The sequence below is a fragment of the Pseudolabrys sp. genome, assembly GCF_035943735.1.
Lineage (GTDB): Bacteria > Pseudomonadota > Alphaproteobacteria > Rhizobiales > Xanthobacteraceae > Pseudolabrys.
Window position 1 is genome coordinate 66716 of sequence record NZ_DASZBV010000018.1, and the last position, 26899, is coordinate 93614.

21 protein-coding genes and 1 tRNA gene are annotated in these 26899 nt (G+C 66.4%); 10 read left to right on the forward strand and 12 right to left on the reverse strand.

The window, feature by feature from the left end; all coding sequences use genetic code 11:
- Nucleotides 1-36: 36 nt before the first annotated feature.
- The gene (locus tag VGV41_RS12540) at nt 37-501 is read right to left on the reverse strand and encodes a RidA family protein (RefSeq protein WP_326864174.1); all 465 of its coding nucleotides are present in this window, start codon (nt 499-501) and stop codon (nt 37-39) included.
- 267 nt (nt 502-768) lie between these two features.
- Between VGV41_RS12540 and carB the strand changes: the two genes are divergently transcribed.
- Nucleotides 769-4068: a carbamoyl-phosphate synthase large subunit gene (carB, locus tag VGV41_RS12545; RefSeq protein ID WP_326864175.1), complete on the forward strand. Its 3300-nt coding sequence runs from the start codon at nt 769-771 to the stop codon at nt 4066-4068.
- Nucleotides 4069-4312: 244 nt separating this feature from the next.
- Nucleotides 4313-4786 (forward strand): transcription elongation factor GreA, encoded by a 474-nt coding sequence (gene greA / locus VGV41_RS12550; RefSeq protein WP_326864176.1) that lies wholly within the window; start codon nt 4313-4315, stop codon nt 4784-4786.
- A 123-nt stretch (nt 4787-4909) separates the two neighbouring features.
- Here the strand turns inward: greA and VGV41_RS12555 are convergent, their stop codons facing one another.
- Nucleotides 4910-5377: an Lrp/AsnC family transcriptional regulator gene (locus tag VGV41_RS12555; RefSeq protein WP_326864177.1), complete on the reverse strand. Its 468-nt coding sequence runs from the start codon at nt 5375-5377 to the stop codon at nt 4910-4912.
- Nucleotides 5378-5657: 280 nt separating this feature from the next.
- On the opposite strand from VGV41_RS12555, the gene trxB reads away from it, so the two are divergent.
- The 3 genes from trxB (at nt 5658) to VGV41_RS12570 (ending at nt 10229) form a co-directional block, all read left to right on the forward strand.
- On the forward strand, nt 5658-6623 hold the full coding sequence (gene trxB / locus VGV41_RS12560) for a thioredoxin-disulfide reductase (RefSeq protein ID WP_326864178.1): 966 nt from the start codon (nt 5658-5660) through the stop codon (nt 6621-6623).
- A gap of 23 nt (nt 6624-6646) precedes the next feature.
- Entirely contained in the window at nt 6647-7540 is an 894-nt protein-coding gene (locus VGV41_RS12565) for a LysR family transcriptional regulator (RefSeq protein WP_326864234.1), read from the forward strand.
- Between the two features lie 616 nt (nt 7541-8156).
- Complete coding sequence (locus tag VGV41_RS12570; protein WP_326864179.1) at nt 8157-10229, forward strand: L,D-transpeptidase family protein; 2073 nt, start codon at nt 8157-8159, stop codon at nt 10227-10229.
- An 84-nt stretch (nt 10230-10313) separates the two neighbouring features.
- Here the strand turns inward: VGV41_RS12570 and VGV41_RS12575 are convergent, their stop codons facing one another.
- From VGV41_RS12575 to VGV41_RS12590, 4 genes are all read right to left on the reverse strand, one after another.
- The gene (locus VGV41_RS12575) at nt 10314-10745 is read right to left on the reverse strand and encodes a hypothetical protein (protein ID WP_326864180.1); all 432 of its coding nucleotides are present in this window, start codon (nt 10743-10745) and stop codon (nt 10314-10316) included.
- Nucleotides 10746-10762: 17 nt separating this feature from the next.
- Nucleotides 10763-10839 (reverse strand) — tRNA-His (locus VGV41_RS12580).
- Between the two features lie 146 nt (nt 10840-10985).
- Nucleotides 10986-11507 carry a phasin gene (locus VGV41_RS12585; protein ID WP_326864181.1) on the reverse strand — a complete coding sequence of 174 codons (522 nt, stop codon included), beginning with the start codon at nt 11505-11507 and terminating at the stop codon, nt 10986-10988.
- Between the two features lie 243 nt (nt 11508-11750).
- Nucleotides 11751-12098: a phasin family protein gene (locus tag VGV41_RS12590; RefSeq protein ID WP_326864182.1), complete on the reverse strand. Its 348-nt coding sequence runs from the start codon at nt 12096-12098 to the stop codon at nt 11751-11753.
- Between the two features lie 220 nt (nt 12099-12318).
- Between VGV41_RS12590 and VGV41_RS12595 the strand changes: the two genes are divergently transcribed.
- Entirely contained in the window at nt 12319-15219 is a 2901-nt protein-coding gene (locus VGV41_RS12595; RefSeq protein WP_326864183.1) for a histidine kinase dimerization/phospho-acceptor domain-containing protein, read from the forward strand.
- Between the two features lie 121 nt (nt 15220-15340).
- Entirely contained in the window at nt 15341-17275 is a 1935-nt protein-coding gene (locus tag VGV41_RS12600; protein ID WP_326864184.1) for an AsmA family protein, read from the forward strand.
- Nucleotides 17276-17281: 6 nt separating this feature from the next.
- On the opposite strand, the gene VGV41_RS12605 is transcribed toward VGV41_RS12600, so the two are convergent.
- The 4 genes from VGV41_RS12605 to glpK all read right to left on the reverse strand — a co-directional run bounded on the left by VGV41_RS12605 (nt 17282) and on the right by glpK (nt 21665).
- Nucleotides 17282-18094, reverse strand: a complete 813-nt coding sequence (locus VGV41_RS12605) for an ABC transporter permease (protein WP_326864185.1) — start codon at nt 18092-18094, stop codon at nt 17282-17284.
- A complete protein-coding gene (locus tag VGV41_RS12610; protein WP_326864186.1) occupies nt 18094-19014 on the reverse strand; it encodes an ABC transporter permease in 921 nt (306 codons plus the stop codon). Before VGV41_RS12610 ends, VGV41_RS12605 begins: the two co-directional genes overlap by 1 nt.
- Nucleotides 19011-20090: an ABC transporter ATP-binding protein gene (locus tag VGV41_RS12615; RefSeq protein ID WP_326864187.1), complete on the reverse strand. Its 1080-nt coding sequence runs from the start codon at nt 20088-20090 to the stop codon at nt 19011-19013. Before VGV41_RS12615 ends, VGV41_RS12610 begins: the two co-directional genes overlap by 4 nt.
- 87 nt (nt 20091-20177) lie before the next feature.
- A complete protein-coding gene (glpK, locus tag VGV41_RS12620; protein ID WP_326864188.1) occupies nt 20178-21665 on the reverse strand; it encodes a glycerol kinase GlpK in 1488 nt (495 codons plus the stop codon).
- A 126-nt stretch (nt 21666-21791) separates the two neighbouring features.
- Between glpK and VGV41_RS12625 the strand changes: the two genes are divergently transcribed.
- Nucleotides 21792-22772: a tripartite tricarboxylate transporter substrate binding protein gene (locus VGV41_RS12625; RefSeq protein WP_326864189.1), complete on the forward strand. Its 981-nt coding sequence runs from the start codon at nt 21792-21794 to the stop codon at nt 22770-22772.
- 18 nt (nt 22773-22790) lie between these two features.
- Here the strand turns inward: VGV41_RS12625 and VGV41_RS12630 are convergent, their stop codons facing one another.
- Entirely contained in the window at nt 22791-23306 is a 516-nt protein-coding gene (locus VGV41_RS12630; protein ID WP_326864190.1) for a response regulator, read from the reverse strand.
- Between the two features lie 120 nt (nt 23307-23426).
- Nucleotides 23427-24932: a glycerol-3-phosphate dehydrogenase gene (locus tag VGV41_RS12635; RefSeq protein ID WP_326864191.1), complete on the reverse strand. Its 1506-nt coding sequence runs from the start codon at nt 24930-24932 to the stop codon at nt 23427-23429.
- Nucleotides 24933-25119: 187 nt separating this feature from the next.
- Between VGV41_RS12635 and VGV41_RS12640 the strand changes: the two genes are divergently transcribed.
- A complete protein-coding gene (locus tag VGV41_RS12640; RefSeq protein ID WP_326864192.1) occupies nt 25120-25986 on the forward strand; it encodes a type 1 glutamine amidotransferase in 867 nt (288 codons plus the stop codon).
- A 30-nt stretch (nt 25987-26016) separates the two neighbouring features.
- Nucleotides 26017-26712, forward strand: coding sequence for an SDR family NAD(P)-dependent oxidoreductase (locus VGV41_RS12645; protein ID WP_326864193.1), 696 nt, complete (start codon nt 26017-26019; stop codon nt 26710-26712).
- Nucleotides 26713-26899 lie beyond the last annotated feature (187 nt).

Below are 26899 nucleotides of genomic sequence, written 5' to 3' on the forward strand. Positions count from 1 at the left end.
TTGTAATACGTGCATGTGATGACCGGCGCCGGTCGGTCACTTCGACGGATAGACCGCCACCATCTCGAGTTCAACCCGCGCACCCGGCGTCGACAACTGGTTGACGCATACAGTGGTGCTGGCCGGGGTCCAGTCGCCGAAATAGTCGGCCATCGCTGCGACCATGCCGTCCATGTCGCGCATGTCGGTAAGGTATTTTGTCACCTTCACCACATCGGTCCAGGTGAGGCCCTCGTGCGCGAGGATGCCCTCGATGTTCTCCATCGCCAGCCGGGTCTGCGCCGCGATGCCGACGGGGTGATTGTGTTCGGACAGGTCGTGCGGGTGCCGATGGTAGAGCGGCGACGGCGTCGCGCCGGAAATGAACAGGAGGTCGCCCGGCGCCGTGACCCTGATCGCCGGGGCATAGGGCATATCGGCCTTGCGCGACGGCAGGGTCTGGATTTCGCCGATCGCCGGATTGCTCGGCGAGGTCTTGAAAGCCGGCGGGCGCTTGCTCATTTCTCTGCCGCTCTCCGTGGCACGAGCGGCAAGTCTGGGCATTCGGGGCGGCAGCGTCAAATACCGCCGCGGCAATCGGCCCAATAGCTGTGGCGAGCCGGGCCTTCGCCCTTCCCTGCCCGGCGATTATGGTCTAAGCAGCCCCTCGCGCGGGGCCGACCCCCGCCCGGGGCCAAGGACGCGCGTGAAAGCGCGCCCTTTTTTTGTGTGCCCGCTTCTGCCGGAGCGCCCGCTCCGGCCGCCGCGGTCGGAAAAGTTGCAGGACGGATGCCGAAAAGAACCGACATCAAATCGATCATGATCATCGGCGCCGGGCCGATCGTTATCGGCCAGGCGTGCGAGTTCGACTACTCCGGCACGCAGGCATGCAAGGCGCTCAAGGAGGAGGGTTACCGGGTCATCCTGGTCAACTCCAATCCGGCGACCATCATGACCGACCCGGACCTTGCCGACGCCACCTACATCGAGCCGATCACGCCGGAGATCGTCGCCAAGATCATCGAAAAGGAACGGCCCGACGCGCTGCTGCCGACCATGGGCGGGCAGACGGCGCTCAACTGCGCGCTGAGCCTGCGCAAGATGGGCACGCTGGAGAAGTTCGGCGTCAAGATGATCGGTGCCACCGCCGACGCCATCGACAAGGCTGAGGACCGCGAGCTGTTCCGCGAGGCGATGACCAAGATCGGCCTGCCGACGCCGCGCTCGCACCACATCAAGACGCTGGCGCAGGCGCTCGAGGCGCTCGAGGACATCGGCCTGCCGGCGATCATCCGCCCCTCCTTCACGCTCGGCGGCACCGGCGGCGGCATCGCCTACAACCGCGCCGAGTTCATCGACATCGTCGAGGGCGGCATCGACGCCTCTCCGACCAACGAGGTGCTGATCGAAGAGTCAGTGCTCGGCTGGAAGGAATTCGAGATGGAGGTCGTTCGCGACAAGAACGACAACTGCATTATCATCTGCTCCATCGAGAACGTCGACCCGATGGGCGTGCACACCGGCGATTCGATCACCATCGCGCCGGCGCTGACGCTGACCGACAAAGAATACCAGATCATGCGCGACGCCTCGATCGCGGTGCTGCGCGAGATCGGCGTCGAGACCGGCGGCTCGAACGTGCAGTTCGCCGTCAATCCGGAAGATGGCCGCCTCGTCGTCATCGAGATGAACCCGCGCGTGTCGCGCTCGTCTGCCCTCGCGTCGAAGGCGACCGGCTTCCCGATCGCCAAGGTCGCGGCCAAGCTCGCCGTCGGCTACACGCTCGACGAGATCGCCAACGACATCACCGGCGGCGCGACGCCGGCTTCGTTCGAGCCGACCATCGACTACGTCGTCACCAAGATCCCGCGCTTCGCCTTCGAGAAATTCCCCGGCGCCTCGAACGTGCTGACCACGTCGATGAAGTCGGTCGGCGAGGCGATGGCCATCGGCCGCACCTTCCAGGAGAGCCTGCAGAAGGCGCTGCGCTCGCTGGAGACCGGCCTCACCGGTCTCGACGAGATCGCCATCGAGGGCTTCGACGCCACCAAGGGCATCGAGGATGCCGACAACAAGAACGCCATCCGGGCCGCGCTCGGCACGCCGACGCCGGAGCGCCTGCTCAAGGTCGCGCAGGCCATGCGGCTCGGCGCAACGGATGAACTGATCCACAATGCCTGCCGCATCGATCCGTGGTTCCTCGCGGAGATCCGCGGCATCGTCGAGTCGGAAGCCGAGATCAAGGCGAAGGGCCTGCCGACCACCGCCGGTCCGTTCCGCCGGCTCAAGGCGATGGGCTTCTCCGATAAGCGCCTCGGCAAGCTGACCGGCAGCGACGCCGACGGCGTGACGGCGAAGCGCCGCGCGCTCGACGTACGGCCGGTGTTCAAGCGCATCGACACCTGCGCGGCCGAGTTCGCCTCGCCCACCGCCTACATGTATTCGACCTACGAGGCGCCATTCGCAGGCAGCCCGGTCAACGAGGCCAGGCCCTCCGACCGCAAGAAGGTCATCATCCTCGGCGGCGGGCCGAACCGCATCGGCCAGGGCATCGAGTTCGACTATTGCTGCTGCCACGCCTGCTTCGCGCTCAAGGAAGTCGGCTTCGAGACGGTGATGGTCAACTGCAATCCGGAAACGGTGTCGACCGACTACGACACGTCCGACCGGCTCTACTTCGAGCCACTGACGCCGGAGGACGTGCTCGAGATCGTCGACACCGAGCGCTCCAGAGGCACGCTGCACGGCGTCATCGTACAGTTCGGCGGCCAGACGCCGCTCAAGCTCGCCGAGGCGCTGGAAAAGGCGAAGATGCCGATCCTCGGCACGTCGCCCGACGCCATCGACCTCGCCGAGGACCGCGATCGCTTCAAGAGGCTGCTCGACAAGCTCAAGCTGCGGCAGCCGCAGAACGGCATCGCCACCTCGCTCGGCGCCGCGCGCGCGATTGCCGACAGGATCGGCTATCCGGTGGTCGTGCGGCCCTCGAACGTGCTTGGCGGGCGTGCCATGGAGATCGTGCGCGACGCCGCGCAATTCGACCGCTACGTGGCGCGGCTGACGGGCGATCTGAACCGGCCGAGCGAACTCGTCATCTCCGATCGCAGCCCGCTGCTCATCGATCGCTATTTGTCGGACGCCACCGAAGTCGACGTCGATTGCCTCGCTGACGGCAAGGACACCTTCATCGCCGGCATCATGGAGCACATCGAGGAGGCCGGCATCCATTCGGGCGACTCGGCCTGCGCGCTGCCGCCGTACTCCCTCGACGAGAAGACGATCGCCGAGCTTTCGCGGCAGACGCGCGAACTGGCGCTCGCGCTCAATGTCGGCGGCCTGATGAACGTCCAGTACGCCATCAAGAACGGCGAGATCTACGTGCTCGAAGTCAATCCGCGCGCCTCGCGCACCGTGCCCTTCGTCGCCAAGGTGATCGGCCTGCCGATCGCCAAGATCGCGTCACGCGTCATGGCCGGCGAAAGTCTGAAGAGCTTCGATCTCAAACAGCGGCCCTACCAGCATCGCGCGGTGAAAGAAGCGGTGTTCCCGTTTGCACGCTTCCCTGGCGTCGACACCGTGCTCGGCCCGGAGATGAAGTCGACCGGCGAGGTCATGGGTCTCGACAAGTCGTTCGAGATCGCTTTCGCCAAGAGCCAGTTCGGCAGCGGCACCAATCTGCCGCGCAGCGGCACCGTCTTCGTCTCCGTGCGCGACGACGACAAGGTCCGCATCCTGCCGTCGGTGAAGCTGCTCGCCTCGCTCGGCTTCAAGATCATCGCCACGTCGGGAACGCAGCGTTACCTCGCCGAGCAGGGCGTCCCCGCCGCCAAGATCAACAAGGTGCTGGAAGGCCGGCCGCATATCGTCGACGCCATCAAGAACGGCGGCGTCCAGCTCGTCTTCAACACGACCGAGGGGGCGACAGCGCTGGCGGACAGCCGCTCTTTGCGGCACGCGGCCCTCTTGCATAAAGTGCCGTACTACACCACTCTTTCAGGTGCCGTTGCGGCAGCGCAAGGTATCAAAGCCTATCTCGGGGGCGACCTCGAGGTGCGTGCGCTGCAGACCTACAATCAGGGCCGGACCTGAACGGACTTTTCGGACAGGCTTCGGACCGGACACGGCAGCGTGCGTGAGGCCGGTTAGGGGTAAGGACCGCGGCGACGGGAACCGGGCCGCGGTTGAAACGTATTTGACCGGCCCCTCGTATTTCAGACTCCGGTGGCGGGGAACCCGTGGCCGGAGTCGAATTGCGAATGGATCGAACTGAAAGCTGGAAGGGCTTGGCGGCGGAAGACGCGCGATCAAGTTGCCGCCAGGAGGAGAAGAGACGATGGAAAAGCTACCGATGACCGCCGCAGGCTATGCCGTGCTCGAGGCTGAGCTCAAGCATTGCCAGCAGGTCGAGCGGCCCCGCATTATCCAGCAGATCACCGAGGCGCGCTCGCACGGCGACCTGTCGGAGAACGCCGAGTATCATGCCGCCAAGGAGCAGCAGTCGCTCAACGAGGGCCGCATCGCGGAGCTCGAGGACAAGCTCGCGCGCGCCGACATCATCGATGTCTCCAAGCTGTCCGGCGACACGATCAAGTTCGGCGCCACCGTGACGCTGGTCGACGAGGACACCGAAGAGAAGAAGGTGTGGCAGATCGTCGGCGAGCCAGAGGCCAACGCCAAGGCCGGCAAGATTTCCATCACCTCGCCGCTCGCGCGCGCCCTGATCGGCAAGGCCAAAGGCGCCTCGGTCGAAGTGAACGCGCCAGGCGGCGCCAAGGCCTACGAAATCAAGAAGATCGAGTGGCGCTGAAAATCATTCGGACAAACAGGGGGTTGGAAGGCCGCCGTGAGGCGGCCTTTTCGTTTTCAGGGCCACGCACTGAAATCGCTTCAGCGGCCGCCACTCTTCATCGGGGATGCCGATCGGCGACGCTCAGTCTTCCATCGGCACCATGGCCGCGTCCTTCGACTGGCGCAGCACCAGCGAGGTCTTCACGTTGCGCACATTTGGCGCGGCGGTGAGTTTCTCGACGAAGGTCTGGAAGGTCTTGAGGTCCGGCGCGACGCATTTGAGGACGAAGTCGATTTCGCCGGACAGCATCCAGCATTCGCGCACCAGCGGCTGCCCGCGCACGAAGCTTTCGAAGGCCGCCAGATCGGTCTCCGCCTGGCTGGACAGGTGCACCATGGCGAAGACGGCGATCTCGTAGCCGAGCATCTTCTCGTCGAGCAGGCCCCGGTAGCCCTTGATGAAGCCGGCCTCCTCGAGCGCGCGCATGCGGCGCAGGCAGGGCGGTGCCGAGATGCCGACCCGGCGAGCCAGCTCGACATTGGTGATTCGGCCGTCGTCCTGGAGTTCCTTCAGGATCTTGCGGTCGATGGCATCGAGACGGGCGGGCACGTATGGCTCCTCGGATTGGCCGGCGAGCAGTCATACCGCGAAATAAAGTTTCGCGAAAGATTATTGCGCGCGCTGTCCGCAGATCGCGCGGACCGGCCCGAGGGTTGTGGGCGGTCGGGTTGCGTATCTTGCATGGCTCGACCGAAAGCAATAAATGGTGCGAGCGGTGCCCGGAGAACTCCCAGCCGCCCGCGCCAGACACCACCTCCAAGAGCCGGCGCTCCAGACCGGCCCGTTTGCGGGCGATGCTTGCCCGCCGCCCGACAAGGGGGCGCCTTTCATGTCCAAGACCGTCCATCGCAAGGTCGTCATCATCGGCTCGGGTCCGGCCGGCTACACGGCGGCGATCTATGCCGCCCGCGCAATGCTGCAGCCGATCCTGCTGCAGGGCATCCAGCCCGGCGGCCAGCTCACCATCACCACCGACGTCGAGAACTATCCCGGCTTCGCCGATGTCATCCAGGGCCCATGGCTCATGGAGCAGATGCAGAAGCAGGCCGAGCACGTCGGCACCGAGATCGTCACCGACATGGTCGTGGCGGTCGATCTCAAGCAGCGGCCGTTCCGTCTCGAGTGCGACTCCGGCGACGTCTATCTCGCCGACGCGCTGATCATCGCCACCGGCGCGCAGGCGCGCTGGCTCGATCTGCCGTCGGAGCAGAAATTCAAGGGCTACGGCGTCTCGGCCTGCGCCACCTGCGACGGCTTCTTCTACCGCAACAAGGAAGTCATCGTGGTCGGCGGCGGCAACACCGCCGTCGAGGAAGCGCTGTTCCTCACCAATTTCGCCTCCAAGGTCACTGTGGTGCACCGGCGAGAATCGTTCCGCGCCGAGAGAATCCTGCAGGACCGGCTGTTCAAGCATCCGAAGATCGAGGTCGTCTGGGACACGGTGCTCGACGACGTCGCCGGCAGCGAGAGTCCGCTCAAGGTCGAGCGCGTGCGGCTGAAGAACATCAAGACCGGCGCGATCACCGAGCGGACGGTCGACGGCGTCTTCATCGCCATTGGCCACCAACCTTCCTCCGAGCTCTTCGTCGGCCAATTGCAGATGAAGCCGTCCGGCTACATCGTCACCGGCGGCCACTCGACGGCAACATCGGTGCCCGGCGTGTTCGCCGCCGGCGACGTGACCGACGACATCTACCGCCAGGCGGTGACAGCCGCCGGTCAGGGCTGCATGGCGGCGCTCGAAGCGGAGAAGCATCTCGCCGCCCATCACCATGAACGTGCGGCGGCGGAGTGACCATGGCGACAAATCAGACATCGATGGATTGGGACAAGCTGAAGGTCTTCCACGCGGCGGCAGAAGCCGGCAGCTTCACACATGCCGGCGAGCGTTTGGGCCTGTCGCAATCGGCCGTCTCGCGCCAGGTCTCCGCCCTCGAATCAGAGCTCTCTGTTTCGCTTTTTCATCGCCACGCACGCGGCCTGATCCTCACCGAACAGGGCGAACTGCTGTATCGCACGGCGCACGAAGTGTTCATGAAGCTCGAGGCGGCGCGCACCAAGCTCACCGACAGCCGCGAGCGGCCGAACGGCGAATTGAAGGTGTCGACTACGCCCGGCATTGGCGTGCACTGGCTGACACCGCGACTCGGCGAATTCCTCGATCTCTACCCCGAGATCCACATCACGCTGCTCACCACCGACGAGGAGCTCGACCTCGCGATGCGCGAGGCGGACGTGGCGATCCGGCTGCGTCAGCCGACGCAACCCGACCTCATCCAGCGCAAACTGTTTTCCGTCCACTTCCACGCCTACGCCTCGCCTGATTATCTCAAGCGCTCCGGCACGCCGCGGACGCACGAGGAACTCGACGCCCACCGTATCATCCTGCTCGGCGGCGGCATCGTGCCGGCGCATATGCAGAATCGCCGCTGGCTGCTCGAGGTGAGCCGCGAGGGCAAGGGGCCGCGGACGCCCAACCTCACCGTCAACAACGTGCTCGGCGTTTTGCGTGCGTGTCAGAAGGGCCTGGGCATCGCGATGCTGCCCGACTATCTGGTCGAGGAGAACGGCGGTCTGGTGCAGTTGTTCGGTGAAGCCAACACGCTCGCGCTCGATGCCTTCTTCGTCTATCCGGAAGAATTGAAATCGGTGGCGCGCATCCAGGTGTTCCGCGATTTCCTCGTCGCAAACGCGCAGCGTTGGCATTTCTGAACGCGAAAAAGGCGGCGTCCGCGTCGCGGACATCTGCATTGCCTTGCGCGGATTTCGGCGTGAATTGAAGCTGCATGGCTGACATGCGGCCATGCGCTTGCCCCCGCACGACCTGTTCAGCATATTGCCGATCTCGCTGCTGCGCCGGACGAATGTCCTCCCAGAGTCGCCGGTGCAGGAGCTGTTCCCCTCTGGAATATGTTGCCGTCCCCCACGACGGTATACTGACCAACCGGGCCCCGAATTTGGGGCCCGGTTTTTTTTGGCGTGTTGGGTGCCCGACAGGTGCAGGCGGCGCGCGCTACGGCTGCCGGTTGCGGGTTTGTGGCAGCCGCCGTCGAGAAGCCGGCGATCACGCAAATGTCATAAGTTGAAACGTAAAATCACGGGGCCTGACCGGAGCCGAAACACCGCGCGTCGACTAGGTTGCAGCGTCAGAAACGGCCGCATTGCCCCTGCGAATCAGTCGGTTAGCCGTGCAAAATAGTCACAGTCGGCAATTCTTCGGTTCATTTCTCCGAGCTAACGCATCGTTTCGAACCTTGTCGGGTATATTTGCGACTAACACGCCAACAAAGGGTGGCCATGACGGCCCCTCAGTCTTGGGAGACACGCGGTGAAGTGCGCCCGGTTTAATCGGCTTCTGGCTTCCACGGCGCTCGGGTTCGTGCTGGCGATCGCCAGCCATCCCGGCATGGCGCAGCAAGCCGCCGACCAGCAGAAAGTCGACGCCGGCGTCCCCATTCCGGACACCTCGCTTCCGCCGCCGCTGACGGCGAAGGACGTTCAGTCCGAAGGGAAACAGAACGCTGCGGTGACTGCGCCGCCGGCGCCCGCGACGAAGGCCGAGCCGCAGCCGGCGCAGAATGCCGCCGCACCTGCTCCGGCGCAGAATGCCGCCGCGCCCGCGCAGAGCGCGACAGCGCCTGCCGCCGAACCGGCGAAGCCGGCGGCGGTTGCCGCACAGGCGGTTGCCGATCGCCTGCGCGAGCTGATCACCAGCCGCCAGTTCGATCGCATCGTCGGCCGCAAGGCTGACCGCGAGGGCATCGAGAGCTATTACAAGCATCACGACTACGCGCCGATCTGGGTCGCGAACGGCGCGGCCGATACGCGCGCCAAGTCCGCCGCCGACTATCTCGCCCATGCCGATCAGGTCGGCCTGGAGCCGTCGGATTACCCGACGCCGGCCTTCAAGTCGGACATGAGCGCCGATCAGCTCGCCGAAGCAGAAATCAAGCTGACCGAGACGGCGCTGACCTTCGCACGCCAGGCGCAGACCGGCCGCGTCTCGTTCACGCGCGTCGGCAACGACATCTCCTTCCATCCGGCCGCGCCGGAGCCGGCGGAAGTGCTTGCAAAGCTCGCCGGCACGGACGACGCCGGCAAGGTGCTCGACGCATTCAATCCGCCGCAGCCGGAATTCAAGGCGCTGCGCGCGAAGCTCGCCGAACTGCGGAGCAGCAAGGGCGACGAGCCGAAGCCTGACGCAAAGCCGGTCGCGCCACAGGTGCGCATCCCCGAGGGCAAGATCCTGCGCCCCGGCATGAAGGACGAGCGCGTCATCGCGTTGCGCAAGCGGCTCGACATTGCCGGCGACAAGAACGATCCGCGCTATGACGACAAGGTCATGGACGCAGTGAAGGCGTTCCAACTCAGCGCCGACATCGGCGCCGACGGCATGCTCGGCCCGAATACGGTGCGCGTGCTCAACGGTCAGAAGGTCGCGGTGAGCAAGCATCGCTCGCTGCAGAACAAGATCGACACGATCGTCGTGAACATGGAGCGTTGGCGCTGGTTCCCGCGCGATCTTGGCGACGTCCACGTGATCGTCAACGTCCCGGACTTCACGCTTACGCTTTACAACCACGGCAGTGTCTACTGGCACAGCAAGATCGTCGCCGGCAAACCGGGCAAGGCGACGCCGATGATCTCGGCCGAGATGAAGTACATCACGGTCAATCCGACCTGGAACGTACCGCCGTCGATCATCGAGAAAGAATATCTACCGGCGCTGCAGGAGGATCCGCAGGCGCTCGACCGCATCGGCCTGAAGGTCGAGGAGAAGCCGGACGGCACGTTGCACATCTTCCAGCCGCCGGGAGCGGCGAACGCGCTCGGCCGCATCCGCTTCAACTTCCCGAACAAGTTCCTCGTCTACCAGCACGACACGCCGGACAAGTACCTGTTCGCGCGCGACAAGCGCGCCTACAGCCACGGCTGCATGCGCGTGCAGAACCCGGAAACCTATGCAACGAAGTTGTTGTCGCTCGTCGACCCGGACGAGCACTACAACGAAGCGCGCATCGAGAAGATGTACGGCTCGAGCGAGATCAATATCAATTTCAAGAAGCCGGTGTGGGTGCACCTAACGTATCAGACCGCTTTCGTCGACGCGGACGGCAATCTGCAATTCCGCGACGACGTCTACGGCCGCGACGCCAAGATGCTGGAGATCCTGAAGGGGCCCGAGCGACGCGTCGCCGATATTCCGGTCGAGCGTCCGCCGGACACCTCGTCGAAGCCGGTGCGCGTGCCGGCCGGCATGGTCATCAGCGGCAACGGCCCGCGTTACGGCGGCGGCGGCCCGAACTTCTTCGACTTCCTGTTTGGCGGCGGCGGACCGTCGCAGGCGCCGGTCTATCGGCCGCGCGGCTATGTCGGCAACAACGGCCGTTATTACCGCTGAGCAAGCCAACGCTTCGAGGGGCGCCGGCGATCGCATCGCCGGCGCTTTTCATTTTTGACGTCTGGCGGCGAAAGCCGGAAGCGGTCAGCGCGCCTGCACCGCGCCGAGCAGCAGGCTGACGCGGCCGTCACCCCACAGCGGCAGCAACAGGCGTATGCCGCCATCGCCCGCGTAGCAGGTCGGCGCGCGCGCCTCGACCGTGGCGCTCGCCTGCGCGCGCAGGAACCCCAGCGGCGCCTTAAGATCGACCTCGTCGATGAACGTGCCGCTGAGCGCCGTCTCCTGCGCCAGCAGCAGGCCGCCGGCGAGATGAGTGAAGCGGAAGCGCTCCGGCTTGTCGAAGACGTCGAGCAGCAGCACTTGCCCGGCCTCCTTGCTCAGCGCCGCCGGATCGAGATCGTCGCTGAACGGCATCTCGTTGCCGCCACGACGAAGCCCGCGCCAATAGGCGTGAACGGCGGCGATATCGCGCGGCAGCGTGTCAGGAAGCGGGAAGGGATGGCTGGGCTTGTCCATGGCGGTCCCGATGCGGATGGTACAGGTGGGTGGACTCGAACCACCGACCTCTGGTTCCACAGACCAGCGCTCTAACCAACTGAGCTACACCTGCAGGATCGGCCCGCCTCACGGTCGGACCGGCGGAAACTAGGTGTCCCTCACCCGTTTGGCAAGTTTCGATTTTTCCTGCTGCGGCGGCCAAAAACGAAGACCCGGGCGCGATGCCCGGGTCCTGGGTCCGTTCGCGGCGGCAGCCGGTCAGGCGGCCTTGCCGAAGGACGAGAAGCTTTCCTTGATGGGCTCGGCGCTCTCGGTCGCGACCTTCTGCGCTTCCTCGCCGAGGGACTTGGCCTGCGCCGTCATGGTCTCAAACTGCGCACGCATGTAAGCCGTACTCTTCTCGACCACTTCGGCGTAGGACTTCGCCGTCATCAGGTCGGTCATGAGATCGAAGGCGGCGTTGGAGTTGGCGCGGGTGGCTTCGATCACCTTGAGGCCGTAAGCGCAGCAGCCCTTCGAAGCGGTCGAGTAGGTGTCTTCGAGAACGTCGGTGGCCTGCTCGGCCGCGCTCTTGACCTTCTCGTAGTTCTCCTTCGCCTGCGCAATGCCCTTCTCCGCGAACTCGCGGAAGGCAGCCGGGACCTCCATCGACGGGATTTCGAATTTGGGAATCTCGAACTTCGGCAGTTCGAATTTCGGGGTTTCGAAGGCGGGCGCGGCAGCAGATGCGACCGGCTTCTTGGCTTTCGGCGGGGTCGCCATTGTGGTGGTTTCAGCCATGACACTCATCCTTGGGTCAGGAGGGCGGTATCCGGCGAGGAAAACGAGCCGCCACCCTCGGCTAAACGGCTCGCGCCTGACATTCCGGAGTCGGACACAGTCCGGCCCCGCTAGCTCAAATGTCTTATAACACAAATTTTTTGCATTGCAATAAAAATATTGCGCTGCACAAATTTTCCAAAAACTCTCCGCTGGCGCAGGCGCCAGGGCGGAATTCTCTTTCAACGACAGCCTGTTGGCCGGTCAGTGGCTCGCGCCGGAGCCGCCGATTTTGGCCGCGTGCCGGCTCAGCTCGCGCGCCTGCTCGGTCAACGTCGCCACCTGATTGGTCACGAAGTCCGAATGCATGGCCGCCACTTCCGCCGCGTCCTTAGCCCGCATCAGCTTTTGCGCGAATTCGAACGAGGTGGCGATGTTCCGTTCGGTGAACTGCATGGCGAGCGTCCCGATTTCGCGCGCGCCGCTCTGCGCGTTCATCGCCTGGGTCTGCGCCACAGTGGCGGCCTGCTGGGCTGCATTCACGAAACTATCGAACGCAGTTCTCGCCTGTTCCATGCTGCGTTCGGCGAAGGCGCGCATTTCGCCCGGCATGTCGAAAGCGCCGTTATCCCTGCTCATCTGGAACCTCCTTGCCGCTATCCCGCTCTCTGTTAACGCTTACACGCGTCGATTGTGCCGAATCCACGCCGCGCTCGCGCGAAAATTAACGTTGAAGTTGGTTCGCGGTGCGCGCGGCGCCCGCCCGCATAGACCTGCCGCGGAAGCAGCCGTATTAAAGCTTTGTTAGCCGTATTCCGTATGACAGCGCGAGATGAGTGAGCCCAGGTTCCAGTTCGGCTGGCTGAACGATCGACGGCTCGCAGCGCACGCGCTGGGTCCGACGCCCGTTTGGCTATGGAGTGCACACGCCCCGCGGATCCTGTGGGCGAACCCCGTTGCCGCGGCGATTTTCGATGCGCCGTCGCCGCAAGCCGTGGCCACGCTCGCGTTCGAACCGCAACATGCGGCGGCTCTGCAGATTTCACGCCTCGCCGCGAGCTTGCCGCAGGGCGGCCCGCCGCGGCTCGAACGGCTGCGCGGCTTCGGCGCCGCGCTCGGCGGCACCCTGATCTGCCTGTGCTCGCGCATCGCGTTGGCCGACAACAGCAGCGCGATCCTGGTCGTCGCCACCGAACGCGCCGGCAAGGAGCTCGCTTTGCCCGAGCGCGCGCGGCGGCTGCTCGCCGACATCGCGCCGGCCGCGGCGATCTTCACAGCCGACGGCGAATTGATCGAAGCGCAAACCGCGGCGAGGGACCGGCTCGACGGCCGCCGCGATCTCGTAACGCTCGACGCGGCGACAATCGCGCGCGAGGCAAGCCTGCATGGCGCGGCCGAGGGCGACACACCGGTCGGGCACGTCGAGATGCTCAAGCTCGATGCCGGCGCGACCTTCGCCCTGCTCGCCGCCTTCACCGGACCGCAATCGCGGCCGGCCGAGGCGCCCCTGCGCGAGACGATCACGCTGGCGCCGCCGATCGTGCCCAATCCCGCCGCGATGGAAGCGCGGCCGCGGCGCGGCTCCTTCCGCTTCGTCTGGCAGATGGATGCCAGCCTGTGCTTCACGCTCGGCACCGCCGAATTCGCGCGTCTGCTCGGGGCGCAGACGGCCTCCGCGCTCGACCGGCCGTGGCACGAGATCGCAGCCGCGCTCAAGCTCGACACCGACGGCCGGCTGGCGCGGGCGCTGGCTGCGCGCGACACCTGGAGCGGCATCGTCATCGAGTGGCCGGTTGACGGCACCAGCGAGCGTCTGCCGATCGAAATGTCCGCACTGCCGGTGTTCGATCGCGACCGCCAGTTCGGCGGCTTCCGCGGTTTCGGCATCTGCCGCGATATGGACAAGCTCGACCGCCTGCAGCGCCAGCGCGCCGCCGCGCCGAAAGCGCCGGAGCAGCCGCAGCAGCCCGAGACGAATGGCAAGGTTCTGCCTTTCCCCGTGCCGCAGGCCCCCGTCGCTCCGACAGATGCGCCGAAGCTGCAGCCGGCGCCTGCGCCCGAAGAGCCGCCGGCGCTGAGCCCCGGCGAGCACAGCGCGTTTCAGGAGTTGGCGCGTGAACTGAGCGAGCGGCTGAAGAAGCCGCCGGCAAGGAGCGGCGACGGCGAAGGCGTCGAGGAGCCGTTTGTCGCGCCCGCACCGCCCGAGCCGGCGCGGGTCGCGCGCAACGACAACGCCGCCCGGGAAGCGAGCGAAGGCCGTCCGATCCTCGAGCGGCTGCCGGTCGGCATCCTCGTCTACCGGCTCAACAACCTGCTCTACGCCAATCGCGCCTTCCTCGACTGGACCGGCTACGACACGCTCGACGCGCTCGCCAATGCCGGCGGCCTCGACAGCCTGTTCATCGAGAGCAAGGACAAGAGCGCCGCCGAGACGAAGAACGGCGTGCGCACGCTCACCATCTCTACCGTCAACGGCGACCAGAAGCCCGTCGAGGGCCGGCTGTTCGGCGTCTCATGGCACGACGAGAACGCGCTCGTGCTGATGATCAACACGCAAGCCCCGCCCGTCGAGGACACCGCCAGGGCGGCGTCAGACGCCGCCGCGCTCCACCGGCTCGCGAGCGAGAACAGCGAGCTCAGCGCCATCCTCGACACCGCGACCGACGGTGTGCTCGTGCTCGATCGCGGCGGCCGCGTGCTCTCGGCCAACCGCAGCGCCGCCGCGCTGTTCGGCTACGAGCCAAGTGAGCTGGCCGAACGTTCGCTCACCGAGTTGCTCGCGCCGGAGAGCCGCCAGCCGGTGCTCAATGCGCTCGAACGGCTCGCGCAGCAGAGCGGCACGCAATTGCCCGACGCCGGACGCGAGGCGCTCGGCCGCGTCAGCCGCGGCGGGCTCGCGCCGCTGTTCATCACCGTCGGCCGCATTGAGGGCAGCGAGAAATACTGCGCGGTGCTGCGTGACATCACCGCCTGGAAGCGTACGGAAGAAGACCTCATCAACGCGCGCCAGGAGGCGGAGAAGGCCTCGACCGCGAAGTCGGAATTCCTCGCCAAGATCAGCCACGAGATCCGCACGCCGCTCAACGCCATCATCGGCTTTTCCGAAGTGATGATTGACGAACGCTTCGGCGCCATCGGCAACGACCGCTATCGACAGTACCTCAAGGACATCCATACCTCGGGCGAGCACCTGATCTCGCTGCTCAACGACCTGCTCGACCTTTCCAAGATCGAGGCCGGCAAGCTCGACCTCACCTTCGTCACCATCAATCTCAACGACATCGTGCAGCAATGCGTCGCCATGATGCAGCAGGAGGCGAACCGCGAGCGCGTCATCATCCGCACCTCGCTCAATCCGCAGCTGCCGCCGATCGTCGCGGACGCGCGCTCAGTGCGGCAGATCGTGCTCAACATCCTGTCGAACTCGATCAAGTACACGGGCGCCGGCGGCCAGGTCATCGTATCGACCGCCGTAAACGAGGACCACGAGGTCAGCTTCCGCGTGCGCGATACCGGGGCCGGCATGAGCGAGAAGGAATTGCAGACGGCGCTGGAGCCGTTCCGGCAGCTATCGACCTCGGCCCGCTGGGGCGCGACCGGCACGGGCCTCGGCCTGCCGATCACCAAGGCGCTGGCCGAGGCCAATCATGCGCGCTTCCGGATCACCAGCGAGGTCGATGCCGGCACGCTGGTCGAAGTCGCCTTTCCGGCGACCCGGGTTCTCGCAAAATAGCGCTGCATGACCGCGCAGAGCCGGCCTTGAAAGGGTCACAGAGGCCCAGCAAGGTTGGTTCCAGCAGGACCGATGCTATAGTCCGCCGGTCTGCGCCGCCGACACAACCGGAAACTCCCCATTGACGCCCGCCGCCGGCTTGAAACGCCTGGGATTTGCGCTGCTCGCCGTAGTGGTGGCGGGCGGCGGCCTGCTGGCCGCACGCGGCGTCCTGGTGTCCTCGGATTCGGTGCGCGAGCAGGCGCTCGACGAAATCCAAGCCGTCACCGGGCTGCGCCCCGTCCTGCGCGGGCCGGTCGAGGTGTCGCTCTTCCCGAACGGCACCGTCAGCTTCGATGACGTGGCCCTCGGCGATGCGAAGACGCCGGCGCTCACGGCCGAGCGCCTTGTCGCACGGCTGCGCTTCCTGCCGCTGCTCATCGGGCATGTCGAGATCGCCGACGTCTCGCTGGAGCGGCCGCAGATCGCCATCGATCTGGAGCCGAACGGCGGCTCGAATTGGGCCGGCCTGATCACGTCGCTGGCGAAGAGCCAGAAGCCCGGCGCGCCGCGGCCGACCGCGTTCTCGGAAATGCGGATCAACGACGGCACCGTGACTTTGCGCGACCCGCAGAGCGGCGCCAGCGAGCGGCTCGACGGAGTCAATTTCTCGCTCGCCTGGCCGTCCATCTCGAAGACCTTCGGCGCCACCGGCCGCTTCGTCTGGCACGACGAGCCGATCGACGCGAGCATGACGCTCGCCGACTTCTCGGCCGCGCTGGCCGGCAACCGCACCGGGCTGAAGCTGCGGCTCAGCGGCAAGCCCGGCAAGCTCGCCTTCGAGGGCGCGATCGGCGTCAAGCCGACGCTGAAACTCGACGGCACGATTGCCGCCGACTCGAAATCGCTGCGCGACGTCATGGCCTGGGCCGGACAGACGCCGTTGCCCGGCGGCGGCTTCGGACACTTCTCGATCAAGGCGCAGACCAACGTCGTTGGCGACACGATCGGCCTGTCCGGTGTCAACGTCGATCTGGACGGCAACACGGCCGAGGGCGTGCTGACCTATGTCGTCGACGGACGCAGTTCGCTGCAAGGGACGCTGGCGTCCGACAAGCTCGACCTGACGCCCTACGTCTCGACGGCGCGGTTGCTGACGGCCAACGAGCATCAATGGAATAACACGCGCATCGCGCTCGACGGGCTCACCGGCAGCGACTTCGACCTGCGCATCTCCGCCGGCAAGGTGATCGTGTCGAATGCGACGTTCGGGCGCACCGCCATCGGCGTCACGCTGCGCAACGGCCAATTGGTCGTCAATGTCGGCGAAGCTCAGGCCTATGGCGGCGTGATCAAGGGCTCGATGCGGCTCGCCGACGCCAAAGGCGGCATCGACGTCAAATCGCAACTCAACTTCAACGACGTCGACCTCGAATCCTGTCTCGACCAGTTGTTCGGCCTGCGCCGGCTTGAAGGCAAAGGCGACATCGCTTTGTCGCTCGAGGGCAAGGGCGACACCGTGCTCGGCGTGACCCGCACGCTCAACGGCACCGCCTCGCTCAAGGGTCAGAACGGCGCGCTGGCCGGTCTCAACATCGAACAGCTTTTGCGCCGTCTGGAACGCCGCCCGCTGTCGGGCGGAGGCGAATTTCGTACCGGCCGCACGCCGTTCGACAAGATCGCGATCGATCTGAAGATCGTCAACGGCCTCGCCGGCGTGCAGACCATGGCCATTTCCGGCACGGCCGTGAATCTGGCGCTTGCCGGCTCCGCCTCGATCCCGCAGCGCGAACTCGATCTCAAGGGCACCGCGGCACTGGTCGCGGCCTCGCGGCCCGGCGCGTCGCCGTTCTCGCTGCCGTTCATCGTGCAGGGATCGTGGGACGACCCGATCATGCTGCCCGATCCCGAGGCGCTGTTGCGCCGCTCCGACGCCGCCGCACCGCTGCTCGACGCCATCCGCGACCAGCGGGCGCGCGAGAAAATCCGCTCGACGATCGAGCGGCTGACCGGCGCGCCGCGCGCCGACGCCACGCCCGCGGCCGATCAGCCCGCGCCGGCGAACAAAGGCGAGTAGCCTAACTTACATCTGTATGCCGAGGCCCTCGCGCGCGCGTCGGCTGGCGCCGCGCTTGGCGATCACCGACGAAGCAATGGTGCCGAGCGCCACCACCGTGATCATGATGGTGCAGATGGCGTTGATCTCCGGCTTCACGCCGAGGCGTACCTCGGAATAGATGCGGATCGGCAGCGTCGTCGCACCGGGCCCGGTGGTGAAGCTGGCGATGACGAGGTCGTCGAGCGACAGCGAGAAGGCCAGCATCCAGCCGGCAATGACGGCAGGCCCGATCAGCGGCAGCGTGATCGTCATGAAGGTTCTGAGCGGCGGACAGCCTAGATCGAGCGCCGCCTCCTCCAGGCTACGGTCGAAGCCGATCAGGCGCGACTGCACGATCACCGTGACGAAGCACATGGTCAAAGTCGTGTGCGCGGCGGCGACCGTCCAGAAACCGCGGTCGATGTTCATGGCGACGAACAGCAATAGCAATGACAGGCCGGTGATGACCTCCGGCATGACCAGCGGCGCGTAGGCCATCCCCGAGAACAGCAGCCGTCCGCGAAAGCGCCCCGCGCGCGTCAGCGCCACGGCCGCGAGCGTGCCGAGCACGGTCGCGGCGGTCGACGACAGCGCCGCGATGCGCAGGCTGGTCCAGGCCGCGGCGATCATGGCGTCGTCGTGCAGCAATTCGCGATACCAGGCGAGCGACCAGCCGCCCCACACCGTCACCAGCCGCGAGGCATTGAACGAATAGATCACCAGGATGCCGATCGGCAGATAGAGGAAGGCAAGGCCGGCGAGCACGGCGATGACGTTGAAGGCCGAGGTGCGCCGCATCACGGCGTCTCCCCGATGGCGCGCTTCTGCAGCCGCTCGTAGAACAGGATCGGCACCAGGAGCAGCGCGAGCAGCGCCACGGCTATCGCCGAGGCGACCGGCCAGTCGCGGTTGGAGAAGAACTCAGTCCACAGGGTCTGCCCGATCATCAAGGTGCGCGAGCCGCCGAGCAGATCGGGAATGACGAACTCGCCGGTGATCGGGATGAAGCAGAGCAGCGCGCCGGCGGCGACGCCGGGCAGCGACAAGGGAAAGGTCACGCGCCAGAAGGCACGCAGGCGCGTGCAGCCGAGATCGGCCGCCGCCTCGAGCAACGCCGGATCGAGCTTCTCCAGCACCGCGTAGAGCGGCAGCACCATGAACGGCAGATACGAATAGACGAGGCCGATATAGACGGCGGTGTCGGTCGACAGCCAGACGCGCGGTGCATCGATCAACTGCAGCCGCATGAGCACGTCGTTGAGCAGCCCGTCGCGCTGCAGAATGTTCATCCAGGCGTAGACGCGGATGAGGAACGACGTCCAGAACGGCAGCACCACCAGCATCACGAGGAGCGGCTGCAAGGCGCGCGGGCTGCGCACGATGCCGTAGGCGATCGGGTAGCCGATCGCGAGCAGCAGCGCCGTAGAGAGGCCGGCGACCTCGAGGCTCTTGAGATAGGAGCGCAGATAGAGGTCGTCGGAGCCGAGCAAGGCGTAGGCGTCGGTCGTTAGATGCGCGGCGAAATCCTTCAGGCCGGCCCAGCCGGCGGCGAGATCGAGCACCGGCCGGTATGGCGGCAGCGCCATCACCGTCTGCGAGAAGCTGATCTTCAGGACGATGACGAAGGGTACGAGAAACAACGCGAGCAGCCATAGATAGGGAATGAGCACGACGAGGCGGCTGTCGCCGGGACGCCGCAATGGTGCTGGCCTTTTCATTGCGTCAGCACCACGCCGGCATCGGCCGGCCACGACAGCCAGACGACGTCCCCGGCGGCGACGTTGCGCTCGCCGCGAGCCGCAGTATTGGGCACCGCGACCTTCATCAGCGAGCGGTCGGCAAGGCGCACCTTGTGCACCGAGCGGTCGCCGCGATAGCCGGTCTCGAACACGGTGCCGGCGACGGCATTGGCGGCGTCCGCCGGACGCTCCATGCCGAGTCGGATCTTCTCCGGCCGCAGCGCCAGCCACGCCGTCTCGCCGAGCGCCGCCGTTTTGTCCGCCACCTCGATGCGGCCGATCATGCTCTGGAAGACGCCGGGGGCGGAGAAGCGGCCTTCGAGCAGCGACACCTCGCCGATGAAATCGGCGACCCAACGCGAGTTCGGCCGCTCGTAGAGTTCCTCGGGCGTCGCCACCTGCGCCAGGCGGCCCCGATCCATCACCGCGATACGATCGGCGACGATCATCGCCTCTTCCTGGTCGTGCGTGACGATGACGAAGCTGGTACCGAGACGGCGCTGCAATTCCATCAGTTCGAACTGCGTTTCGGCGCGCAGTTTCTTGTCGAGCGCCGCCAGCGGCTCGTCGAGCAGCAGCACGCGCGGCTGCTTGATCAGCGCACGGGCGAGCGCGACGCGCTGCTTCTGCCCGCCGGAGAGCTGATCGACGCGGCGGCGGCCGTAACCTTGCAGCCGCACCAGCGCCAGCATCGCGTCGACGCGCTCGGCGATCTCGGCGCGCGTCACCTTCTCCTGGCGCAGACCGAAACCGACGTTCTGCTCGACGTTGAGATGCGGAAACAACGCGTAGTTCTGGAACATCATGTTGACCGGCCGCCGGTGCGGCGGCATCGCGCCGATGTCCTCGCCGTCGAGCAGGATGCGGCCTTCGCTCGGCGCCTCGAATCCGGCGAGCATACGCAGCAGCGTGGTCTTGCCGCAGCCGGAAGGGCCGAGAAGCGCAAAGAACTCGCCGTGCCGGATATCGAGCGACAGGCAGTCGACCGCGGTCAGCGTACCGAAACGTTTCGACACGGCGTCGAAACGAACCAGCGGCTCCCCCGTTTCCCCCATTGAATCCCCCGCACGCGCAAGCGCTCGCCGCACGCTAGCGGGCGTGGGCGCGCGTCTCAACACGAGAAATGGCGCGGTGAACAGCCGTCACGCCGACAATGTGCGGCGCACCGCGTCCTTCCAGCCGGCATATTTGCGCTCGCGCACCTCGGCCAGCATCGCCGGCTGCCACCGTCGATCGCAGGTCCATTGCGCGGCGAACACCTCCGGCTCCGGGCACAGGCCGGCGGCGCGGCCGGCGAGATAGGCCGCACCCAAAGCCGTCGTCTCCATCACCCTGGGCCGCTCCACCGGCACGGCGAGGATGTCGGCGAGGAATTGCATCGTGATGTCGCTGCCGGTCATGCCGCCGTCGACGCGCAGCACCGTCGCATCGCGGAACGCCGCCAGGCAGTCGGCGCGCATGGCGTCGAGGAGATCTCGCGTCTGGTAGCCCACCGATTCCAAAGTCGCCCGCGCGATCTCGGCGTCGCCGGACTTACGCGTCAGGCCGAAGATGGCGCCGCGCGCCTGCGCGTCCCAGTACGGCGCGCCGAGGCCGACGAAGGCCGGCACCAGATAGACCTGCTCGGCCGGATCGGCGCGCGCGGCGAGGGCCCCCGCCTCGGCCGCATGGGCGATGATCTTGAGGCCGTCGCGCAGCCACTGCACCGCGGCGCCGGCGACGAACAGCGCGCCCTCGAGCGCGTAAGTGCGCTTGCCGTCGATCTGGTAGGCGATGGTGGTGAGCAGGCGGCTCTTCGAGGCGACGCGTTCGCCGCCGGTGTTAAGCACGGCGAAGCAACCGGTACCGTAGGTCGACTTGATCATGCCCGGCTTGAAGCAGCCGTGGCCGACGGTCGCCGCCTGCTGGTCGCCGGCGATGCCGCGGATGGCAATGTCGCCGCCGAACAGCCCGGTGGTGCCGAACCTGCCGCAGCAGTCGCGCACCTCCGGCAGCAGCGCCATCGGCACGCCGAACAGCCTGCACAGCTCTGCGTCCCAGGCGCCCTTGCCGATGTCGAAGAGCAGCGTGCGTGCAGCGTTGGTCGCGTCGGTCGCATGCACGCGCCCCTCGGTGAGGCGCCAGAGCAGGAAGCTGTCGATGGTGCCGAAGGCGAGACGGCCCGCTTCGGCCGCGTCGCGCGCGCCTTCTACGGTGTCGATCAGCCACGCGATCTTGCTGGCGGAGAAATACGGATCGAGCACCAGCCCGGTCTTCGCCGTCACCGCCGCTTCGCAGCCTTGCGCGCGCAGCCGTTCGCACAGAGGGGCCGTTCGCCGGTCCTGCCAGACGATGGCGTTGTGGATCGGCTTGCCGGTCGCCCGATCCCACAGCACGGTGGTCTCGCGCTGGTTGGTGATGCCGATGGCCGCCACATCCCTCGCCGTGAGCCCGGCCTCGGCCATACAGCCGCGCACCGTTTCCAGCACCGCCGCCCAGATCGCTTCCGGATCGTGCTCGACTTCGCCGGGCGCCGGATAGATCTGCGGCAACTCGCGCTGGCAGGTGGCGAGCGGCGTGAGCGCGGCGTCGAAGGCGATGGCCCGCGTGGACGTCGTGCCCTGGTCGATGGCGATGAGCGCGGGCGGCACGTCAACCTCCGGTTTGGCCTCGAACTGGCTCGATAGACAGCCCCAAGGCCCGACTGTAATCTCCGGCCGACAAAAAACGATAGGCCATCGAAGGCCGGTCACAGAACGAATTCAGGGGAGGACTTGATGATCAATCGACGGCATCTGCACGCTATCGTCATCGGGCTGGCCGCAGCGCTCACGGCCGGCGCCGCATCGGCGCAGGATTTTCCCAATCGCGCGGTGACGATCATCGTGCCGCAACCGCCGGGCGGCGGCACCGACATCATCAGCCGCCTCGTCGGGCAGCAACTGTCGGTGCAGCTCAAGCAACCGGTCGTGATCGAAAACCGCGCCGGCGCCGGCACCGTTGTCGGTAGCGAAACGGCGGCGCGGGCAAAACCCGACGGCTATACGCTGCTCGCCGGGCTCACCGCCAACATGGCGGTCAATCCGAGCCTGTTCAAACATCTCAACTACGATCCGATCCGCGATTTCACGCCGGTCGGCATGATGGCGGAATTCCCCTTCGTGCTCGTGGTGAGCAAGGACTTCCCCGCCAAATCCGTGAAGGATCTCATTGCGCTGGCCAAGGCAAAGCCCGGGCAGATCAACTTCGCCTCGGCCGGCAATGGCAGCGGCCAGCATCTGTCCGGCGAGCTGTTCAAGCTGATGGCCGGCGTCGACATGACGCACGTGCCCTATCGCGGCGCCGCGCCCGCCTATACCGACGTGATCTCCGGTCGCACGCCGGTGTTCTTCGACAACCTGTCGAGCGGCCTCGGGCATATCCGCGGCGGCAGCGTGCGCGCGCTGGCCGTCACCGGCACGAAGCGCTCGCCGCTCCTGCCCGACGTTCCGACCGTCGCCGAAGCCGGCGTGCCGGGCTATCAGAACTACGTCTGGTTCGGGCTATGGGCGCCGAAGAACACGCCGCAGCCGATCATCGAGAAGCTGCACGCGGAGGTCGCCAAGGCGATCGCCACCAAGTCCGTGCAGGACCGCATCAAGCAGGACGCCGGCGTGCCGATGGATACGCCGCTCAAGGACATCGAGCCGATGGTGAAGGCGGAGATCGCGAAATGGGCGGACGTGATCAAGCGCGCCAAGATTCCGCAGGTGCAGTGAGCGGCGTCCGGCGCCGCCCTAGTTCAGCAGCACCAGGCTGGTGACGGCCTCGTCCGAGTCGGCCCAGATTGCCGACGCCAGCTTGCGCGGCGTCGGGCCGTAATATGAGCCGCTGCTGACCATAGGACGCGGATTGCACAGCACCGCCGAAAGCCGGTCGCGCAGCGCCTTCGTCGAGACCGGCTTGAGCAGGAATTCGTTGACGCCGAGGCAGACGGCCTCGACCACGCGCGCCTTCTCGCCGTGTCCCGTGAGCATGATCACCGGCACGTCGGGCAGCGGAAACGTCTCGGGCGAACGCACCATGCGCATGAAGCTGGCGCCGTTGAGGCCAGGCATCTCCCAGTCGAGGATGACGACGTCCGGCGCCTGATTGCGGATCATCTCCAGTCCGCTTGGACCGTCATGCGCCTCGCTGATGTGGCGCACGCCCATGCCCAGCAACATCGTGCGCACGACCTTGCGCATGTATTGCTCGTCGTCGACCAGCAGAATTCGCGCGCTGGCAAAATGCGATGCGATATCCTTTTCCATCGTCGTCCCCGGTGCGGTACGCAGTAACGGAGTAGACCAGAAAAGATTGGATTTGGAATAAAATGCTTCGCAGAAAAATGCGTCGTTCGTTTAAGGCTTCGATAACCATAAGCCGCGCACTCAGCGCGCCGCCCGCGCTTCCGCCGCGCCCAGCGAGGCGATGAACCGGTTGATGGCGATGCGCTCGTCCGGGCTCGCCTTGAGGCCGAGCTTGGTGCGACGCCAGAGCACGTCTTCAGCCGTCTCCGCCCATTCCTGCTCGACCAGATAGCGGACCTCGGCGCCGGTCAGGTCCTCGGTCAGCTGCGGCCCGAGATCGTCGATCGATTGCGCCTCGCCAAGAATCATTTCGACGCGCGTGCCGTAGGCGCGCACGAGCCGGCGCGCCTGTGGCTCCGACAGGAACGGCCAGCGGGCAATGGTGCCGGCGACCTGATCGTAGAAGTCCTGCGCCGGAAAATCGCCACCGGGCAGATGCGAGTCCGCGGTCCAGGCCGGCCGCGTCGAAAAGAACGTGCCGATCTTCGTCATCGCCGCCTCGGCGAGCCGCCGATAGGTGGTGATCTTGCCGCCATAGACGGTCAAAAGCGGCGCGACGCGGAACGGCTCCTCGAGCACCAGCTCGTAGTCGCGCGTCACGTCTTCCGGCCGGTCGCTGCCGTCGTCGACCAGCGCGCGCACGCCGGAGAACGACCACACCAGTTCGTCGGGCGTGACCTTATCGCGGAAATACTGATTCATCACGTCGCAGAGATAGAGGATCTCGCGCGCGTCCGGCGCCGGTGCGTTGAGGTCGCCGACGAATTTCTCGTCGGTGGTGCCGATCATCGTGAAGTCGCCGGCGAAGGGCAGCGCGAAGACGACGCGCTTGTCCGGCGCCTGCAGGATGTAGCCGGTGTCGTGCTCGAAGCGGCGGCGCACGACGATGTGGCTGCCCTTGATCAGCCGCACCGGCTTCGGCAGCGGCGTGCGCAGGATGGTTTCCGCCACTTCGCCGATCCACGGGCCGGCGGCGTTGACCAGCACGCGCGCGGTGGCGACCTGCCGGTGGCCTCGATTATTGAGCACCAGTTCCCAGTCCTCGCGCCGCTCGGTGCGCACCACTTTCGTGTGCGTGCGGATGTCGGCGCCGCGCTCGCGCGCATCGAGCGCGGTGAGCACGACGAGGCGCGCGTCGTCGACGGCGCAATCGGAATATTCGAAGCCGAAACGGAAGCTGCGCTGCAGCGGCTGGCCGACGACGTTGTGCGTGAGATCGATGGTGCGCGCCGGCGGCAACAGCCTGCGGGCGCCGAGCCAGTCGTAGAGCATCAGGCCGAGGCGCAGCGTCAGCGGCGCGCGCAGGCCCGGCAACGGCGGCAGCATGAAGCGCATCGGACGGATGACGTGCGGCGCCATGCGCAGCAGCACTTCGCGCTCGTTGAGCGCCTCGCGCACCAGCCGGAAGGCGCGGTGCTCGAGATAGCGCAAGCCGCCGTGGATGAGCTTGGTGGAGGCGGACGAGGTGCCGGAGCCGAGGTCGTTCATCTCGACCAGCAGCACCTTGAGGCCGCGGCCGGCGGCGTCGCGGGCGATGCCGGCGCCGTTGATGCCGCCGCCGATGATGGCGATGTCGAAGTCGGCCATGGGGAGAACTGAGCGCCGCTTCCTTCAGGCCGCGGACTTCGGCGGCGGTTGAGGGCGCGACCATAGAGGACGCCCGTTAACGTCGATTAAAACCCCGGAAATCAGGCCGAATTGCAGAATCGCCATAGCAACGCCATATCCGTCCCGTGATTTGCGGGCCCCCGCCCCCGCTTCTGGAACAGTCTGCATGCCCTCCCCGCGTCTTCTGGTGATCGAAGGCAACTCGCCCAGGACCATGGCCGAGCACGTCGCCGTCGGCGGCACGGTGGCGAGCCAAGGCTATGCCAAGCTGCTGCGCGAGCTGATGCCGGGGGCGACGGTCGAGGCCTGCTTTCCGGCCGACCCGGCGGCCGCCCTGCCCTCGGGCGCGGCGCTGGAGGGCTATGACGGCGTCACCATCACCGGCTCCGGCCTGCACGTCTATGACCGTGGGCCGGAGGTGACGCGGCAGGTCGAACTGGTGCGGGCCGTGCTCGGCAGCGGCACGCCGCTGTTCGGCTCGTGCTGGGGCCTGCAGGTTATCACCGTGGCGGCGGGCGGCAGCGTGCGGCGCAATCCGAACGGCCGCGAGATCGGCTTCGGCCGCGGCATCCGCCTGACCGAGCATGGCCGCAAGCATCCGATGTATGCCGGCAAGGCCGATGTCTTCAACGCGCCGACGGTGCATCTCGACGAGGTCGAGACTTTGGCTCCGGGCGCCACGGTACTCGCCGCGAATGCGATGTCGGCGGTGCAGAGCATCGAACTGAAGACCGGCGGCTCGGCCGCCTGGGCGGTGCAGTATCACCCCGAATATCCGCTGCGCGAGCTTGCAGCGATCGTGCGCCGCATCGGCATGGGGCTGATCGCGGAAGGCTTCTTCGCCGACGAGCGCGACATGACGAGCTTTGCCGAGGATCTCGACGTGCTCGACCGCGATCCCGCCTGCAAGCGGTTGTCGTGGCGGCACGGCGTGTCGTCGAACGTGCTCGACAAGACGCTGCGCACCGGCGAGCTTGCCAACTGGCTCGAGTTCCAGGTGCTGCCGACGCGCGCCAAGCGCGGGCGAGGCTGAGCCTTCGTCTTCTGCCAGGAGAGGTTGCCCATGGACTTCGCCAACAAGACCGTCGTCGTCACCGGCGGCACCGGCGCGCTCGGCACAGCAGTGGTCGGGGCGCTGCTGCAATATGGCGCGCGCTGCGTCGTTCCTTATGTGCACGAGGCGGAGATGGCCCGTTTCGCGCATCGCGATCATAAGAGCCTGACGCTGGTCGCGGTACGCGATCTTTCCGACGAGGCCGATGTCGGCAAGCTCTACGCGCAAGCGGGTTCGCTGTGGGCCTCGATCCACATCGCCGGTGGCTTCGCCATGGGCAAGGTCGCCGACACCGACAAGGCGGCGCTGATGGCGCAGATCGACCAGAACCTCGTCTCGTGCTTCCTGTGCTGCCGCGCGGCGGTGAAGGCCTTTGGCGCGAATGGCGGCCGCATCGTCAACGTTGCGGCGCGTCCCGCGCTGGAATGGCGCGCGGGCGCCGGCATGAGCGCCTATGCCATCGCCAAGGCCGGCGTCGCCGTGCTGACCACGACGCTCGCCGAGGAGGCGGCGAAGGACGGCGTGCTGGTCAATGCCGTGGCGCCCTCGATCATGGACACGGCGGCCAACCGCGCCGCCATGCCGAAGACCGACCACGCTGCTTGGCCGAAGGTCGAGGAGGTGGCGGCGACCATCGTGTTCCTCGCCTCGCCCGACAACCGCGTGACGCGCGGCGCCGTCGTGCCGGTGTACGGCAAGGCGTGAGTGGCGAGCCGTAGGGTCGGCTAAAGCCGACTTGCGATGCGCGCCTTTGCCCACCCTACGCATATTCAATTGTCAATTAGCCATGACTGATCGCCCGTGTTGTTTGAACGGCCCCGGGTGAGCCGGCCTTCCCTACCCTCGGTTCTATAGCCGAGGGTGTGGCGCGCCGATCAGGCGCGACACTTCC